Source organism: Rhizobium sp. BK619 (assembly GCF_014195245.1).
Lineage (GTDB): Bacteria > Pseudomonadota > Alphaproteobacteria > Rhizobiales > Rhizobiaceae > Rhizobium > Rhizobium acidisoli.
The window spans coordinates 194,612-210,300 of sequence record NZ_JACIBH010000005.1 but is presented as its reverse complement, the minus strand read 5'-3'; the positions used below and the strand labels follow the sequence as shown (position 1 = coordinate 210,300).

The window sequence follows — 15,689 nt, the reverse complement described above, 5'->3', positions numbered from 1 at the left end:
GCTTACGCCGGCTGCGATGCCTCGACCACGGCGAGGGCGGCCATGTTGACGACGCCGCGGGAGGTGACCGAAGGCGCCAGGATGTGGGCGGGCAGGGCGGTGCCGAGCAGGATCGGGCCGACATGCAGGCCGTCGGTCATCGACTTGACGACGCCGAGCGTGATGTTGGCGGCGTCGAGGTTCGGGAAGACCAGCAGGTTCGCCTCGTCGTGCAGCGTCGTATCCGGCATGACGCGCTTGCGCAGTGCCTCGGTGATGGCGCTTTCGCCATGCATTTCGCCGTCGACCTCGAGATCTGGGGCGGTCTCGCGCACCAGCTGCAGGGCGTTGCGCATCTTCGTGGCGCTTTCGGATTCGCGAGAGCCGAAGTTGGAGTGCGAGACGAGGGCAGCGCGCGGGGTGATGCCGAAACGGCGGATTTCTTCGGCCGCCAGCACCGTTGCCTCGGCAACTTCCTCGGCGCTGGGATTGAAGGTGACGTAGGTGTCGGTGAAGAAGGTGGCGCCGCGCTGCGAGATCATCAGGCTGAGGGCTGAGAAATCGCGGACATTCTTGCGCTTGCCGATGATCTGGCGGACATCGCGCAGATGCTTTTCATAGCGGCCTTCCAGACCGCAGATCAGCGCATCGGCCTCGCCGCGCCTCAGCGCCAGCGCGCCGATGACGGTGGTATTGGTACGCACGATGGTGCGGGCGGCCTCCGGGATGACGCCGCGGCGGCCGACGAGGGAGAAATAGAGATCGACATATTCGCGGAAGCGCGGATCGTCTTCCGGATTGATGACCTCGAAATCCTGCAGCGGCCGGATGCGCAGGCCGTAGCGCTTCAGGCGCGTCTCGATGACCTGCGGGCGGCCGATGAGGATGGGGTCGGCAAGACCTTCCTCCAGCAGCACCTGGGCGGCGCGCAGCACGCGTTCGTCCTCGCCTTCGGAGAAGATGACGCGCTTACGCTCGGCGGCCTTGGCCGCGGTGAAGATTGGCTTCATGACGAAGCCGGAGCGGAAGACGAAGCGGTTCAACTGATCGAGATAGGCGTCGAAATCCTGGATCGGGCGGCGCGCCACGCCGCTCTGTTCGGCAGCCTTGGCGACTGCAGGCGCGATGCGCAGGATGAGGCGCGGATCGAAGGGCGAGGGGATCAGGTAATCCGGGCCGAAGACCGGGGTTTCGCCGGAATAGGCGCGGGCGGCGACATCGGACGGCTCTTCGCGGGCAAGGGCGGCGATGGCGCGCACGGCCGCCATCTTCATTTCCTCATTGATCGTCTCGGCGCCGCAATCGAGCGCGCCGCGGAAGATATAGGGGAAGCAGAGGACGTTGTTGACCTGATTGGCGAAATCCGAGCGGCCGGTGCAGATCATCGCGTCGGGACGGGCGGCGCGGGCGAGGTCGGGCATGATTTCTGGTGTCGGATTGGCGAGCGCCATGATCAGCGGCTTGTCGGCCATCTGCGCCAGCAGTTCGGGCTTGAGCACGCCGGCGGCGGACAGGCCGAGGAAAACGTCGGCGCCGCCGATATTTTCGGCGAGCGTGCGGGTGTCGCTCTTCTGAGCGTAGACGGATTTCCATTCGTCCATCAGCTCGGTGCGGCCCTCATAAACGAGGCCTTCGAGATCGTGGACCCAGATGTTTTCGCGTTTTGCCCCGAGAATGACAAGCAGGTTGAGGCAGGCAAGGGCGGCGGCCCCGGCGCCTGAGGCGACGATCTTGACGTTCTCGATCGCCTTGCCGGCGAGTTCCAGTCCGTTCAGGATCGCGGCCGCGACGATGATCGCCGTGCCGTGCTGGTCGTCGTGGAAGACCGGGATCTTCATCTTTTCGCGCAGGCGCCGCTCGACTTCGAAGCATTCGGGCGCCTTGATGTCCTCGAGGTTGATGCCGCCGAAGGTCGGCTCCAGCGAGCTGACGGTCGAGACCATCTGGTCGACACTTGCCGCGTCGATCTCGATATCGAAGACGTCGATGCCGGCGAATTTCTTGAAGAGCACCGCCTTGCCCTCCATGACCGGTTTTGACGCCAGCGGACCGATATTGCCGAGGCCGAGCACGGCGGTGCCGTTGGAGATGACGGCGACGAGATTGGCGCGAGAGGTATATTCGGCCGCCATCTCGGGATTGTCGCGGATCGCAAGGCAGGGGGCGGCGACGCCGGGCGAATAGGCGAGCGCCAGGTCGCGCTGGTTGCCGAGCGGCTTGGTTGCCTGGATTTCCAGCTTGCCGGGGCGGGGATAGCGGTGGAAGAACAGCGCCTGCTCGTCGAGATCGCCGCTTGTCAGGTTCTTTTCCGTCTTGGATTTTTCCTGGTGATCCATTGCCGCCTCCGTGCACGTCTTTTTTGAAGTTCCTCCATACATCAATCGGATACGGGCGACAGTATGGAAATGGGGGATGGGAGAAGTTTTCGCGAGGCGGGCTTCCGGTGGCTGCAGCGGCAATTAGCTAATCCTTTTGGAAAACTTGTTTGGTGATCACCGCAGGCGCAATATGCCGCCGCGACGGTGCGGGGCGCCGGTCGCATGGAGGAAATCATGGACAATTTGAACCTGACGACCCTGCAAAAGGGGCAGACGATGGTCAATGATGTGGCCATCGATGCGTTTGCCGCCGGTTTTCGCGGCAAGCTCCTGACAAGCAAGGATATGGATTACAACGAGGCCCGGGCGATCTGGAATGCGATGATCGACCGGCGGCCCGGGCTTATCGCGCGTTGCGCCGGTGCTGCCGATGTCGTGCGCGCGGTAAAGTTTGCTCGCGACAACGATCTGCTCGTTTCGGTGCGCGGCGGTGGGCACGGCATTGCCGGCAACGCCGTCTGCGAGGGCGGCGTCGTCATCGACCTGTCGGCGATGAAATCGGTGCGGGTCGACCCTGAGACGCGCCGCGCCCGGATCGAGCCCGGTGCAACGCTTGCCGATGTCGACCAGGAAACGCTGACCTTCGGGCTGGTGCTGCCGACCGGGATCAATTCCACCACCGGCATCGCCGGCCTGACGCTTGGCGGCGGCTTTGGCTGGCTGACCCGCAAATTCGGGCTGACGATCGACAATCTGGTCTCGGTCGATGTAGTGACGGCCGATGGCGAGCTGGTCAAGGCGAGCGAGACGGAAAGGCCGGACCTCTTCTGGGCCTTGCGCGGCGGCGGCGGCAATTTCGGCGTCGTCACCTCCTTTGAGTTCCAGCTCAACCCGCTGCATTCCGATGTTCTTGCCGGACTGGTCGTACATCCCTTCGCTGACGCGGAGAGAGTGCTGAGGGAATATCGGCAGGCGCTGGAAGCCGCACCCGATGAACTGACCTGCTGGGTTGTGATGCGCCAGGCGCCGCCGCTGCCGTTCCTTCCGGCCGAATGGCACGGCAAGGAGGTCGTGGTGCTCGCCATGTGCTATTGTGGAGATATCGCGGCGGGAGAAAAAGCGACGGAAAGATTGCGAGCGATCGGAAAACCGATTGCCGATGTCGTTGGTCCGGTGCCGTTCACCGGCTGGCAGCAGGCATTTGATCCGTTGCTAACGCCAGGTGCGCGCAATTACTGGAAGAGCCAGGATTTTGCCTCGCTTTCGGATGCGACGATCGAGGTGCTGCTCAACGCCGTGCGCAAGCTGCCGGGACCGGAATGCGAGGTATTCGTCGGCCATGTCGGCGGTGCGGCCGGCCGTATTGCCACCGAAGCCACCGCATTTCCGCAGCGCAGTTCGCACTTCGTCATGAATGTGCATGCGCGCTGGCGGGAGGCCGGGATGGATGCAAGCTGCACCGGCTGGGCGCGCGAACTCTTCGAGGCAACCAAGCCGCATGCTGTGGGTACCGCCTATATCAACTTCATGCCCGAGGACGAGGCCGATAGGGTGGAAATGGCCTACGGCGCCAACTACGCCCGGCTTGCCGAAATCAAGCGGCGTTACGATCCGAGCAACCTGTTCCGCATGAACCAGAATGTGAAGCCGCTGGCGGCTGTGCGGGCTGTCTAACCTGATCATCCCGCGCTCAAGTGACAGTGCTCGGGCGCGGGGTGACGTCGTGGAATCAAAGAGTTTGAAAGTCCTCCGCGCATGCGGCTTCAGTAGCGTTCCGATGGTTGATTTGCGATAAAAGGGGATTGGGGTTTGGATAGGTTGGTGAATATTCCGCATGAATCAGCGATCCGTTTTCATCGCCTTTCTCTCAATAGTTCTTGTCGTCACAAATGCCGTGGCGGCAGACGAAAATCGGGGGGTGAGCGATGCGGTTAAAAAGCTTTCGCCAGAGCGGGAGGCCTTCTTTAGATGCGCAACGGCTATCAAGCTTTTGGACAATATCGATCATCCCGCTTGCCGCACCAGCGCCATGGTGATTATCCTCGCACAGGGCCAAGCCCATCTTCCCAAGATCGAAATCTCAGATAGCGCTGCCGTTCGTTCAATTGTCGAAGACGTCATAGGCGACAAATCTCCTCTTCGGTTCGAACGCCCCGCAAAACCGCATATCGATGCGATGGTCGACGACGTTTCAAGCTCGTTGAAGCGATTTGGACCCGACTACGATATGATTGATTGCCTCTCAGACATGGAGTATTTCCAGCGGCCAAACACCGCCGCCTGCAACTATGCTTACGCCAAAGTGGAACTCATTCTTTCCAAGCTACAGGACGCCGTTGGCTGGGGCGTCACGCGGGACGAATTCCCCTATGTGCTGCAACGCGGACTCCAGGAGATCCGGGGCCGAAATTGGGGAGGGCGTTAAGAATTTGCCGGGAGAAGGGAAGACCTATCTGCCAGGCTTCGGCGTGATCCTCACGTCGGCGCCATAGGCCTCGCGCAGTTCATTTTCCTGTCCCGGCTGCCGGTCGGCGGCCTGGTGCAGCAGGATCGACGCGTATCCTTGCAGGCGAGTCCCCTCGATCAGGGTGATATCGGCATTTCCCGGGTTGTCGGAACGCTCGAACCACTCGACGGGGCGGTGCAGAAAATTCATTTCGACGGCCCGGTTGGTGACGCCATGGCCGACGATCACCACGTTGTGGCTGCTGTTTTCGGCGTCGCGCATGACGGTCTGGAGGAAGAGGCGCACGCGCTGGGCTACATCCGCCCGGCTCTCGCCGTCCGGCGGCCGCGCGTAGAACTTGCCGCTGTTGCTGCGCAGTCTCGCCCATTTTTCGAACTCTTCGGGAAATTTTTGCTTCTGTTCGGCGTGGTCATAGATTTCGGTGAAAAGACCGAAATCCTGCTCGCGCAGCAGGTAATCCTCCCGGATCTCGCCGACGAAGCTTTCCGGCAAGGCGGTCAGCAAGGCATCCTTGCTCTGCCGCGTCCTGAGGAATGGCGAGTACCAGATCTGCAGCTTGCCGAAATCCGCGCCCGGCAATGCCTTCAAATAGGAGGCGATGGCGCTGCCGGCTTCCACCGCCTGGCGATGGCCCCATTGCGTCAGCGGCACGTTGTGATCGCCGAATTGGCGATAGGCCTGTTCGTTGAGGTTGCCGAGAGATTCGCCGTGGCGAACGAGAAAGAGACGCATCAGCCATCCCGCATTGTCGGATATGGAATCGCCGTCATCATGAACGCGCTTTATGGAGAGGGCAATATTGCCGGGAGGACGCAGCCGACGGAACGCAACTTGCCTGTGTGGGACCGAGTTTGCGGGGCTTTTCCCCAGCTTGTCATCTTCCTGAAACACGAGTCTGGTTTTGGAAGGCTAGATGAAAGATGGGGCATGAGCGACAGCTCGTGATAGACATGATGGAACCCAGACATTTCCGCACGCTCTTCATTTCCGATGTCCATCTCGGCTCGAAGGCCGCGAAGGCTGATTTCCTCCTGGATTTCCTGCGCCACCACGAGGCCGATACGATCGTGCTTGTTGGCGACATCGTCGACGGCTGGCGCCTGAAGCGCAGCTGGTACTGGCCGCAGGTCTGCAACGACGTCGTCCAGAAGCTGTTGCGCAAGGCGCGCAAGGGCACGCGCGTCGTCTATATCCCCGGCAATCACGACGAATTTCTGCGCGACTTCCCGGGCATGCATTTCGGCGGCATCGAGGTTGTCGAGCGCATGATGCATGACGGCGCCGACGGCAAGAAATATCTGATCCTGCACGGCGATGAATTCGACGTCGTCGTCCGTAACGCCCGTCTGCTCGCCTACCTCGGCGACTGGGCCTACGATACGGCGATCCGCATCAACCTGCTGCTCGCGGCCGTGCGCCGCCGCCTCGGCATGCCCTACTGGTCGTTTTCGGCTTGGGCAAAGCTGCAGGTCAAACATGCCGTCAACTTCATCGGCGAGTTCGAGCGCGTCGTGGCGGAGGAAGCCCGCAAAAACGGCGCCGACGGCGTCATCTGCGGACACATCCATCATGCCATCATCCAGGACATGGACGGCATCCGCTACATCAATACGGGCGATTGGGTGGAAAGCTGCACGGCGGTCGCCGAGCATGAGGATGGCACTTTCGAACTGATCACCTGGCGGGCGCTCGCCAGCAGCGTGCCGGCGCTTGCCGCCATTGAAATGCACGACGAAGGCGAACTGGCCCCGCAAGCGGCATGATTTTAGGGCCGCATAATTTTACAGCCGCCTGATTTAGGGCGGCTTGATTTTGGCGCCGGCGCATCTGCGTTCGCGCTCCCAGTGATTTAGCCGTTACCGTCAGGCGACAGGCCCTATTTATTTTCTAAAACGTTTCAGTGTGGCTATTTCTCGCAATAGTCGCCTCCTGGGTGGTGTGTTAGGACAACGACCAGTTTCCTTCAGGTCCACCAATGATTCCCGCTCAACATTCCCCGGGTGAGGGAGCGCCGCCGCGCTTCCGGCTGCTCAGCGCGCTTTCCTATTGCGCACCGCTGCTCGTCAACGGCATCGTTCTGCCGTTCTTTCCGGTCTGGCTCGCGACCCACAGCTTCAGCGACCACGAGATCGGCATCATCCTTGCCATACCGATGGTGGTGCGCGTGCTGGTGGCGCCCGTCGTTGCGATGATCGCCGACCGTCTGAAGGAGCGCGCCGACGTGCTGCTCTGGTCAGGCAGCCTGTCGCTGCTGACGGCGATCGCGCTTTTCTGGACCACGAGCTTCTGGCCGGTGACGATCGTCTATGCGCTGCAGGGCGCCACCTTCGCGCCCTATGTGCCCGTCGTCGAATCGATCGTCATTTCGGGCGTGCGCCGCTGGGGGCTCGATTACGGGTCGATGCGCGTCTGGGGCTCGATTGCCTTCATCGTCTCGACACTGGTCGGTGGCCAGCTGATCAGCCGTTGGGGCGGTGGATTGGTGCTCGACGTCATGGTGTTCGGCTTTGCCATGACCGTTGTCATGGCGATCTTCTCTCCGCGCATCGGGCCGACGCGGCGGCGCGGTCAGCCGATCAACATTCCGGCCGCCACCGGCAGCGGACTGCGCGAGCCGCATTTGCTGCTGCTGTTGATCGGTGTCGCCATCCAGCAGTCGAGCCATGCGGTGCTCAACGCGTTTTCGTCGATCTACTGGCATCATCTCGGCTTTTCCGGCACGGAGGTCGGCCTGCTCTGGAGCGCCGGCGTTGCTTCCGAAGTGACGGTGTTCTTCCTGTCGAAGCGTCTCAACCGGCGCTTCGACGCCTGGACGCTGATCCGCTTCGGCTGCGCCGTCAGCGTCTGCCGCTGGATCCTGTTTCCCATGAATGCGGGTTTTGCCGGGTTTTTCCTGCTGCAATGTTTCCACGGCTTCACCTATGCCTTCGTCCATACCGGCGTGCAGCGGCGGATCATGGCGACGGTGCAGGAGACCCAGGAATCCTCGGCGCAAGGCGCCTACTTCTTCTATGTCGGCATGGCGATGGCGCTGATGACCCTGGTATCGGGTTATCTCTATGCCTGGCTCGGCGTCGTCAGCTATTACGTCATGGCGCTGGTCGCATTCTCCGGCCTCGGCCTCGTCATCTTGGCCTACTACCTTCAGCCCCAGAGCGTGCTTTCGGGCGGAAAGACCAGGGAGGCGGCGTAGCGCAGGCCGGGTTCGCGGTCGCGGGCAAGCAGCAGCGGGCCGTCGAGATCGACGAAATCGGCATTCTGGGCGAGCAGCACCGCCGGCGCCATGGCAAGCGAGGTGCCGACCATGCAGCCGATCATGATGCTGAAACCAAGCCGCTCGGCTTCCGCCTTCATCGCCAGGGCTTCCGTCAGCCCGCCTGTCTTGTCGAGCTTGATGTTGATCGCGTCATAGCGGTCGGCAAGGCTTGCAAGATCGCCGGTATGGTGGACACTTTCGTCGGCGCAGACGAGGAGCGGGCGGCGGATTTCGGCAAGCAGTGCGTCGCGGCCGGCCGGCAGCGGCTGCTCGACGAGAGCCACGCCGGCTTGCGCCGCGATATTAAGATGACGTTCCAGCACCGCTTCCGGCCAGCCCTCATTGGCGTCAAGGATGATCGATGCATCGGGCGCGGCGGCGCAGACGGCGCGGATGCGGCTTTCATCGTCGCCGGTGCCGACCTTGACCTTGAGCAGCGCGCGGCCGGCATGTTCGCGCGCCTTTGCGGCCATCACCTCGGGTTCACCGAGCGAAATGGTGTAGGCGGTGGTGAGCGGCTTCAGATCGGCAAGGCCGAGGCGGGCCGCGACGGTTTCACCCGTTTGTTTCGCTTCGAGGTCCCAAAGGGCGCAATCGACGGCATTGCGGGCAGCCCCCGGCGGCATTGCCGACAACAGATCGCGGCGCGAGATCCCGGCCTCGACCAGCGGACGCGCGGCTTCGATCTGGGCGAACACGCTCTCCATGGTCTCACCATAGCGGCGATAGGGCACGCATTCGCCAAGCCCCCGCGCACCGTCTTCGGCGAGCGTGCAGGTAACCACCTCGGCCTCGGTCTTGGCGCCCCGCGAGATGGTGAAGGCCCCGGCAATCGGAAAGGAATTCATCTGGATATTGAGGGTGCGCGGCATTATTGCTGTCCTGTGAGCATGGAAATCGCACGTTGCTTCTGTATATTGACGCGCCGGGCGGCAAAGGATCCGCCGAGTCGGCAATGTCGCCCCTAAGCCTTGAAAGACATAAGTATCTTGAACGCCGAGAATCGCAACGTTGCCTCACTTGACGTGGACGACCAATCCGGTGGTTCGGGGCAGCATGTGCGTCTTAAAGGCAACTGGCGCAGCGCCTATGTGCATTTCGTGCTGCGCGACTTCGAGAAGCTGCTGCATCAGAAGGCCGGCGACCTGACGGTCGATCTCTCCGACATTACCGATATCGATACCGCCGGGATCTGGCTGCTGTGCCGGCTGAAGAAGGAAGAGGAGGCCGCCGGCCGAACCGTCCGCTTCGAAGGCACCAATCCGCATATCGATGAAATGCTGGAGATGTTTTCCGAGGAGCCGGCTAAACCGGAGCCGGAGCAGAAAGAGAAGGTCTCGCTTGCGGCGCGCATCCTCGCGCCGATCGGCAGGATGACCTACGACATCTGGGATAATTTCGCCGCCGCCATGTATATCCTCGGCTCGGCGGTGCGCGGCGCGCAGATGAAGTTCGGCCGCGGCAGCGGCGTTTCGCCGGCCTCGATCGTCAACCAGATCGACCACATGGGCGTCCGCGCCGTTCCGATCATCCTTCTGATGTCGTTTCTGATCGGGGCGATCATTGCCCAGCAGGGCGCCTTCCAGCTGCGCTACTTCGGCGCCGAGGTCTTCGTCGTCGATCTCGTCGGCATCCTGCAATTGCGCGAAATCGGCGTGCTGTTGACCTCGATCATGATCGCCGGCCGTTCCGGCAGCGCGATCACCGCCGAAATCGGCTCGATGAAGATGCGCGAGGAAATCGACGCGCTGAAGGTGATGGGACTGAACCCGATCGGCGTGCTGATCTTTCCGCGGCTGGTGGCGCTGACCATCGCGCTGCCGCTGTTGACGGTGCTGGCGAATTTCGCCTCACTGGCGGGGGCCGCTGCTGTCGCCTGGGGCTATTCCGGCATTACCTTCGCCAACTTCCTGTCGCGCCTGCACGAGGCGGTCACGCTGTCGACGGTGCTCTCCGGCATGATCAAGGCGCCGTTCATGGCGCTGGTCATCGGCATCGTCGCCGCCGTCGAAGGGCTAAAGGTCGGCGGCAGCGCGGAATCGCTCGGCCAGCATGTGACGGCTGCGGTGGTGAAGGCGATTTTCGTCGTCATCCTGATGGACGGGCTTTTTGCGATGTTCTATGCAGCGATCGACTTCTAGCATGGCGAATCGCGTGGAAAAACCGATCGATACGGAAGACAGGAACGACAAGAACGAGAGGGACATCGTGCTCTCGGCGCGCGACGTTACCGTCGCCTTCGGCTCCAAGGTGGTGCTCGATAATCTCAACCTGAATATCTATCGCGGCGAGATCCTCGGTTTCGTCGGCGCGTCCGGCACCGGCAAATCGGTGCTGATGCGCACCGTGCTCCGGCTGCTGCCGCGCCGTTCCGGCACGATCAAGATCCTCGGCCAGGATTTCGACGAACTCGACGAACCGCAGCGCAATGCGCTCGATATGCGGCTCGGTGTGCTGTTTCAGCAGGGCGCCCTGTTCTCGTCGCTGACGGTCAAGGAAAACATCCAGGTGCCGATGCGCGAATATCTCGACCTGCCGCGCTCGCTGATGGACGAACTGGCGCATCTGAAGATCCGCATGGTCGGGCTCGCCGCCGATGCCGCCGACAAATACCCGTCCGAACTGTCAGGCGGCATGATCAAGCGCGCTGCCCTTGCCCGGGCGCTGGCACTCGATCCGGAACTCGTCTTCCTGGATGAGCCGACCTCGGGTCTCGACCCGATCGGTGCTGCCGAATTCGACGAACTGATCGCCAACCTGCGCGATAGTCTGGGACTGACCGTGTATATGGTGACGCATGACCTCGACAGCCTGTTTTCGGTCTGCGACCGTATTGCCGTGCTCGGAAAGAAACGGGTAATGGTGGAAGGCACGATCGACGACATGCTGGCCTATGACGACCCGTGGGTGCAGGCCTATTTCAAGGGTAAACGGGCGCGGGCGATCGTGCCGCAGGATGATGGCGCGCGGCACGGCAGCAGCGGGAAGTGATCGGATAAATGGAAACCAAAGCCAATTACACGATTGTCGGTTTTTTCACGGTGCTGGTGATCGCGGCGGCCTTCGGCTTTGTCTACTGGATGGCCGAATATGGCCGCGGCGGCCCAATGACCGAGCTGATCGTGCGTATTCCGGGTTCGGCCAACGGCCTCAGTGTCGGCTCGCCGGTGCGCTTCAACGGCATTCAGATCGGCTCGGTGCAGACCCTGTCGATCGATGCCGACGATCCGCAATATTCGCTGGCGTTCACCCAGGTGCGCACCGATGCGCCGATCTATCCCTCGACCAAGGCCGCTCTTGAAATCCAGGGCCTCACGGGGGCCGCCTATATCGAACTGTCGGGCGGCCGCAAGGGCGAGGAAAGCATCCTCCAGCATGCGATCGACAACGGCAAACGCGCCGTCATCGTCGCCGATCAATCGAGCGTCACCAATCTTCTGGCGACCGCCGACAAGATCCTCGATCGCGCCAACGACGCGGTCGGTGAACTTCAGGGTTTCATCGAGGATTCACGCGCGCCCCTGACCCAGACGTTCAAGAATGCCGAGACGTTCTCGGATGCGCTTGCCAAGAATTCCGGCAATATCGACGCCTTCCTGCAGAGCGTGGGTGAGCTTTCCAATACGGTGAAGGCGGTCTCCGGCCGTGTCGATTCGACGCTTCAAGCGGTGGAATCGCTGGTCAAGGCGGTTGATGCGAAGAAGATCGACAACATCGTTTCCAACGCCGACAAGATCACCGCCAATGTCGCCGATGCCTCCGGCGATCTGAAGGGGGCGATCCAGAAGTTCGACCAGACGGCCACCACTTTCAACGATTTCGGGAAGCAGGCACAGGCGACGCTCGACCGCGTCGACACGCTTGTCGCCCAGATCGACCCGGCCAAGCTGAAGGGCTCTGTCGACGATATCTCGCAGGCGACCAAGGATGCGCGCGTTGCGGTCGCGTCCATCCGCGACGTCGCCAATACGGTTTCGGGGCGTCAGAAAGATATCGACCAGACCATCCAGGACGTCTCGCAGCTTGCCAACAAGCTGAATTCGGCCTCGACCCGGATCGACGGCATTCTCATCAAAGTTGATGCCTTGCTCGGAACCGACAACACGCAATCGCTGTTTACCGAGGCGCGCGATACGCTGGAATCCTTCAAGAAGGTCGCCGACAACCTGAATGCGCGCATCGGGCCGATCGCCGACAATCTGCAGAAATTCTCAAGCGGCGGTTTGCGCGACGTGCAGACGCTCGTCAACGACATGCGTGGAACCGTCAACAATCTCAACGACACGATCACCAACTTCGACCGCAATCCGCAACGGCTGATCTTCGGCGGGGACACGGTGAAGCAATATGACGGCCGGACGCGGCGTTAACTGGGAAGTCAGGGGTAGCCTAATATGGTCGCATCGCATCTGTTGTCGCGCCGTTCATGGATCAGGGGAACGGTGATCGCGCTGCCGCTAACGGCGCTGATCCTTTCGGGGTGCGGCACTGCGGCCAAGAACGATACCTATGACCTGTCCGCTGCCGTCGACGGCGACGGACCCGCGGCCAAATCTCGCCAGATCCTGATCGCTTCGCCAACGGCGCTGAATGCGGTCGGCAGCGAGCAGATCGTCATTCGCGTTTCGCCATCGGAAATTCAATATCTCTCGCGGGCGCAATGGGGCGACAAGCTGCCGCGCATGGTGCAGTCGAAGCTGGTGGAAGCCTTTGAGAACTCCGGCAAACTTGGTGGCGTCGGCATACCGGGGCAGGGACTGGCGATAGACTATCAGGTCGTCACCGATATTCGCTCCTTCGAGATCGACGCTTCAAACGGCAACCAGGCGGTGGTCGAAATCTCCGCCAAGATCCTCAACGACCGCAACGGCTCGGTGCGCGCCCAGAAGGTGTTCCGTGCCGTGGCGCGGGCCGGCGGCGATAACGCTGGCTTCGTGAAGGGTCTGGACCGCGCCTTCTCCACGGTTGTCTCCGAGATCGTCAACTGGACGCTGCGTTCAATCTGAGATGGCGTTTGGCGATTGCCGCGTCGACATCGAGGGTTGCCGATTTCGAAAAATATGCGGCCCCATGGCGGCAGGGCTGCCATCGTATTCAATTTCTTCATGAATTTGTGGAACGCATCATGTTATCGCTGTCAGGAGGCATGCTTGCATGGGGGTCGCACGAGTATTCGGAAAGTCGTCGTCTGAGGCGATCCAGCGCGATAACGACCGACTGGCTGCGCTGCAGCAGCTTGATCTTCTCGACACGCCGCGGGACGAAGGATTTGAGCGGATCGTCCGCCTGATAAAGCAGATCTTTTCCATCGACATAGGCATCGTCTCCCTGATCGATGCGCACCGGCAATGGTACAAGGCCTGCTCCGGCCTCGCCGCCGACGAAGTGTCGCTCGACGACACGTTCTGCCGCTGCGTGGTGGACTGCGACGAGCCCGTTATCGTGCAGGATGCGACCAAGGACGCGCGCTTTTCAAAACATTCTGCGGTGACCGGCGAGGACCATATCCGCTTTTATGCCGGCGTTCCGTTGCGAACGAAGGCCGGGCATATGATCGGAACGGTCTGCGCGATCGACCGCCAGCCGAGATCGTTCGGCAGCAGAGATCTCGATATTCTTCAGGAGCTGGCGGGGGCGGCGATGGACCGCATCGAACTCGTGCAGTCGGCCGCCACCGACAGCCTGACCGAGGCGATGACGCGGCGCGCTTTCAAGCAGGAAGCCGATCAGCTGATTTCGCTCGCTTTGCGGCATCGGCATGATCTGTCCTGCATCGCCTTCGATATCGACCATTTCAAGAAGGTGAACGATACCTATGGGCATGCCGCGGGAGATGCGGTTCTCAAGGCGGTTGCCTCGATTTGCAAGGCGACTCTTCGCGCCGGCGATCTGTTCGGGCGTATCGGAGGCGAGGAATTTGCCGTCGTCCTGCCGCATGTCGACCGGGAAGGGGCTTTCGCCGTCGCCGAAAAGCTCAGAGCCGCCATCGCCGCGCAGCCCATTCGCGGCGACCACGGCTCCTTGAATGTCACGGCGAGCTTCGGAACGTCGGCGCTCTCGATCGTCAGTAAGGAGATCGAGACGCTGTTGGCTCAGGCGGATGCCGCGATGTACCAGGCCAAACATGCGGGACGAAATCGTTGTGTGTCATGGAGTTCCATCCACGCCGATCACGCTATCGGCGCGCGGCGGCGAGTGCTGAAGGCGGGATCGATCCTGTTCAACGATCGACGCTCGACCATCGACTGCACCGTCAAATCCATCGGCTCGGAAAGCGCCGGCATTTCGGTGTCCAGCTCGGCCGGCATTCCTTCCGAATTCATTCTTGCCATCAAGGGAGAAGGATTCGAAACGAATTGCCGGGTGATCGCTCAGGACCGGCAGCACCTGGAAGTGGCTTTCAGATAGAATAGCAGGCTATTTCGTCGGCTGTGCATCCGTCATCGTCGCTCCGGGCTGTTTGCCTGGCATCGTGGAGGCCGTGGCGGTCGAGGACGACGGCAGCGTGCTGTCCAGCAGGCCGGCCATCTTGTCGTCGCGCAGGCTCGCTGTCTTTTCGCCCATGACGACGCCGACAACGCGGCGACCGTCCTTCAGCGCCGATGTCACGACATTATAGCCCGATGCATCGGTATAGCCGGTCTTGATGCCGTCGACGCCGTCATAACGATACATGAGGTTGTTGTGACCGCGCAGCTTCATGCCGCGGAACTGGAAGCCGCGCATGGAGAAGAGCTTGAACTCCTCGGGAAAGTCCCGCATCAGCGAAATGCCGAGGGTCGCCATATCTCGTGCCGAGGTGACCTGCTCGGGATCGGGAAGGCCTGAGGGGTTCCTGAAGACCGTATTCGTCATGCCGAGCTGGCGCGCCTTGTCGGTCATCGCTTTGGCAAAAGCCTGTTCGGAGCCGCCGAGCTGTTCGGCGATCGCCACGGCCGAGTCGTTGGCGGACAAGACGACGATGCTTTCGACCGCTTCGCGCAGCGTCACCTGGCGGCCGGCGCCGACGGCGAGCTTGAACGGCTCCTTGCTCTCGGCATTTTCCGACATGGTCAGCTTCTGGTCCCAGTTGAGGCGTCCCTCATGCAGGGCCTCGAAGGCGAGGTAGAGCGTCATCATCTTGGTCAGCGACGCCGGATAGTTCAGATCGTCCTGATTGGAGGCTTCGAGAACCTGACCGGACTGCACATCGACGACGAAGCTTGCCTGGCCGGCCTCGGCCAGGGTGAACGCGCCCAGCAGAACGGCGGAAGAGAGCGCGGTGGCAAGGAGCCGGGAGGTCGTCTTGGTCATCGATGTTACTGTCTCTGTCGTTGAAAGGTCGGGCGTTGGAAGGTCGGGCGTTGGAAGGTCGGGTCAGCCGTTGGCTAAACGCAAGCGGATCGAGAAAGTTTGTGACGAAATGAAGGACAGGCGGCAATAAAAAAGCCCAATCCACAGCTGATTCATTTTGTCTCACCGTCTTGGGGTTTTGACAAAGGCGCGGGCGGCACGTAGAAAATTCATCATGAGCATGAAGCGCGCGCCTTTCTCCCGCCATTTCAGCACCTGCCTGCAGGTCGCGAGTGTGCGCGCATTTGACGGACGAGGTCTCCGCGTCCTGCTGTGACGTTGGGCGCTCCGGGCGTCCGGCGCGCTGCTGGACGTAAAGCCCCTCACCACGTCAATC

At 61.6% G+C, this 15,689-nt stretch carries 13 protein-coding genes; 9 read left to right on the top strand and 4 right to left on the bottom strand.

Annotated features, from left to right (window positions below; genetic code table 11):
• Positions 1-2 precede the first annotated feature (2 nt).
• Entirely contained in the window at positions 3-2,315 is a 2,313-nt protein-coding gene (locus tag FHX14_RS11310) for an NADP-dependent malic enzyme (RefSeq protein WP_116406126.1), read from the bottom strand.
• 216 nt (positions 2,316-2,531) lie between these two features.
• Between FHX14_RS11310 and FHX14_RS11305 the strand changes: the two genes are divergently transcribed.
• A complete protein-coding gene (locus FHX14_RS11305) occupies positions 2,532-3,971 on the top strand; it encodes an FAD-binding oxidoreductase (protein ID WP_184377154.1) in 1,440 nt (479 codons plus the stop codon).
• A 160-nt stretch (positions 3,972-4,131) separates the two neighbouring features.
• Complete coding sequence (locus tag FHX14_RS11300) at positions 4,132-4,722, top strand: hypothetical protein (protein WP_246713378.1); 591 nt, start codon at positions 4,132-4,134, stop codon at positions 4,720-4,722.
• Positions 4,723-4,746: 24 nt separating this feature from the next.
• Here the strand turns inward: FHX14_RS11300 and FHX14_RS11295 are convergent, their stop codons facing one another.
• Entirely contained in the window at positions 4,747-5,496 is a 750-nt protein-coding gene (locus FHX14_RS11295) for a phosphoglycerate mutase family protein (RefSeq protein ID WP_184377153.1), read from the bottom strand.
• A gap of 188 nt (positions 5,497-5,684) precedes the next feature.
• Here FHX14_RS11295 and FHX14_RS11290 point away from each other — a divergent pair, with 188 nt between their 5' ends.
• On the top strand, positions 5,685-6,527 hold the full coding sequence (locus FHX14_RS11290) for a UDP-2,3-diacylglucosamine diphosphatase (protein ID WP_003586159.1): 843 nt from the start codon (positions 5,685-5,687) through the stop codon (positions 6,525-6,527).
• Positions 6,528-6,739: 212 nt separating this feature from the next.
• On the top strand, positions 6,740-7,957 hold the full coding sequence (locus tag FHX14_RS11285) for an MFS transporter (protein ID WP_184377152.1): 1,218 nt from the start codon (positions 6,740-6,742) through the stop codon (positions 7,955-7,957).
• On the opposite strand, the gene dgcA is transcribed toward FHX14_RS11285, so the two are convergent.
• Positions 7,909-8,892, bottom strand: coding sequence for an N-acetyl-D-Glu racemase DgcA (dgcA, locus tag FHX14_RS11280; RefSeq protein WP_184377151.1), 984 nt, complete (start codon positions 8,890-8,892; stop codon positions 7,909-7,911). The genes FHX14_RS11285 and dgcA overlap by 49 nt on opposite strands.
• 99 nt (positions 8,893-8,991) lie before the next feature.
• Here dgcA and FHX14_RS11275 point away from each other — a divergent pair, with 99 nt between their 5' ends.
• The 5 genes from FHX14_RS11275 to FHX14_RS11255 all read left to right on the top strand — a co-directional run bounded on the left by FHX14_RS11275 (position 8,992) and on the right by FHX14_RS11255 (position 14,428).
• Entirely contained in the window at positions 8,992-10,161 is a 1,170-nt protein-coding gene (locus FHX14_RS11275; protein ID WP_179610449.1) for an MlaE family lipid ABC transporter permease subunit, read from the top strand.
• A gap of 1 nt (position 10,162) precedes the next feature.
• On the top strand, positions 10,163-11,011 hold the full coding sequence (locus tag FHX14_RS11270; RefSeq protein WP_184377150.1) for an ABC transporter ATP-binding protein: 849 nt from the start codon (positions 10,163-10,165) through the stop codon (positions 11,009-11,011).
• 8 nt (positions 11,012-11,019) lie between these two features.
• On the top strand, positions 11,020-12,390 hold the full coding sequence (locus tag FHX14_RS11265; RefSeq protein WP_183690676.1) for an MlaD family protein: 1,371 nt from the start codon (positions 11,020-11,022) through the stop codon (positions 12,388-12,390).
• A gap of 24 nt (positions 12,391-12,414) precedes the next feature.
• Positions 12,415-13,026, top strand: coding sequence for an ABC-type transport auxiliary lipoprotein family protein (locus FHX14_RS11260; protein WP_184377149.1), 612 nt, complete (start codon positions 12,415-12,417; stop codon positions 13,024-13,026).
• Between the two features lie 148 nt (positions 13,027-13,174).
• Positions 13,175-14,428 (top strand): sensor domain-containing diguanylate cyclase, encoded by a 1,254-nt coding sequence (locus tag FHX14_RS11255; protein WP_184377148.1) that lies wholly within the window; start codon positions 13,175-13,177, stop codon positions 14,426-14,428.
• A 9-nt stretch (positions 14,429-14,437) separates the two neighbouring features.
• On the opposite strand, the gene FHX14_RS11250 is transcribed toward FHX14_RS11255, so the two are convergent.
• Positions 14,438-15,313: a D-alanyl-D-alanine carboxypeptidase family protein gene (locus FHX14_RS11250; protein ID WP_054183015.1), complete on the bottom strand. Its 876-nt coding sequence runs from the start codon at positions 15,311-15,313 to the stop codon at positions 14,438-14,440.
• Positions 15,314-15,689: the final 376 nt, after the last annotated feature.

Bases quoted from the DNA above. Each gene is read 5' to 3' on its own strand.
- FHX14_RS11255 (WP_184377148.1), top strand. From the start codon at position 13,175: ATGGGGGTCGCACGAGTATTCGGAAAGTCGTCGTCTGAGGCGATCCAG.
- FHX14_RS11285 (WP_184377152.1), top strand. From the start codon at position 6,740: ATGATTCCCGCTCAACATTCCCCGGGTGAGGGAGCGCCGCCGCGCTTC.
- FHX14_RS11300 (WP_246713378.1), top strand. From the start codon at position 4,132: ATGAATCAGCGATCCGTTTTCATCGCCTTTCTCTCAATAGTTCTTGTC.
- FHX14_RS11310 (WP_116406126.1), bottom strand. From the start codon at position 2,315: ATGGATCACCAGGAAAAATCCAAGACGGAAAAGAACCTGACAAGCGGC.
- FHX14_RS11265 (WP_183690676.1), top strand. From the start codon at position 11,020: ATGGAAACCAAAGCCAATTACACGATTGTCGGTTTTTTCACGGTGCTG.
- dgcA (WP_184377151.1), bottom strand. From the start codon at position 8,892: ATGCCGCGCACCCTCAATATCCAGATGAATTCCTTTCCGATTGCCGGG.
- FHX14_RS11295 (WP_184377153.1), bottom strand. From the start codon at position 5,496: ATGCGTCTCTTTCTCGTTCGCCACGGCGAATCTCTCGGCAACCTCAAC.
- FHX14_RS11260 (WP_184377149.1), top strand. From the start codon at position 12,415: ATGGTCGCATCGCATCTGTTGTCGCGCCGTTCATGGATCAGGGGAACG.
- FHX14_RS11250 (WP_054183015.1), bottom strand. From the start codon at position 15,313: ATGACCAAGACGACCTCCCGGCTCCTTGCCACCGCGCTCTCTTCCGCC.
- FHX14_RS11270 (WP_184377150.1), top strand. From the start codon at position 10,163: ATGGCGAATCGCGTGGAAAAACCGATCGATACGGAAGACAGGAACGAC.
- FHX14_RS11290 (WP_003586159.1), top strand. From the start codon at position 5,685: ATGGGGCATGAGCGACAGCTCGTGATAGACATGATGGAACCCAGACAT.
- FHX14_RS11305 (WP_184377154.1), top strand. From the start codon at position 2,532: ATGGACAATTTGAACCTGACGACCCTGCAAAAGGGGCAGACGATGGTC.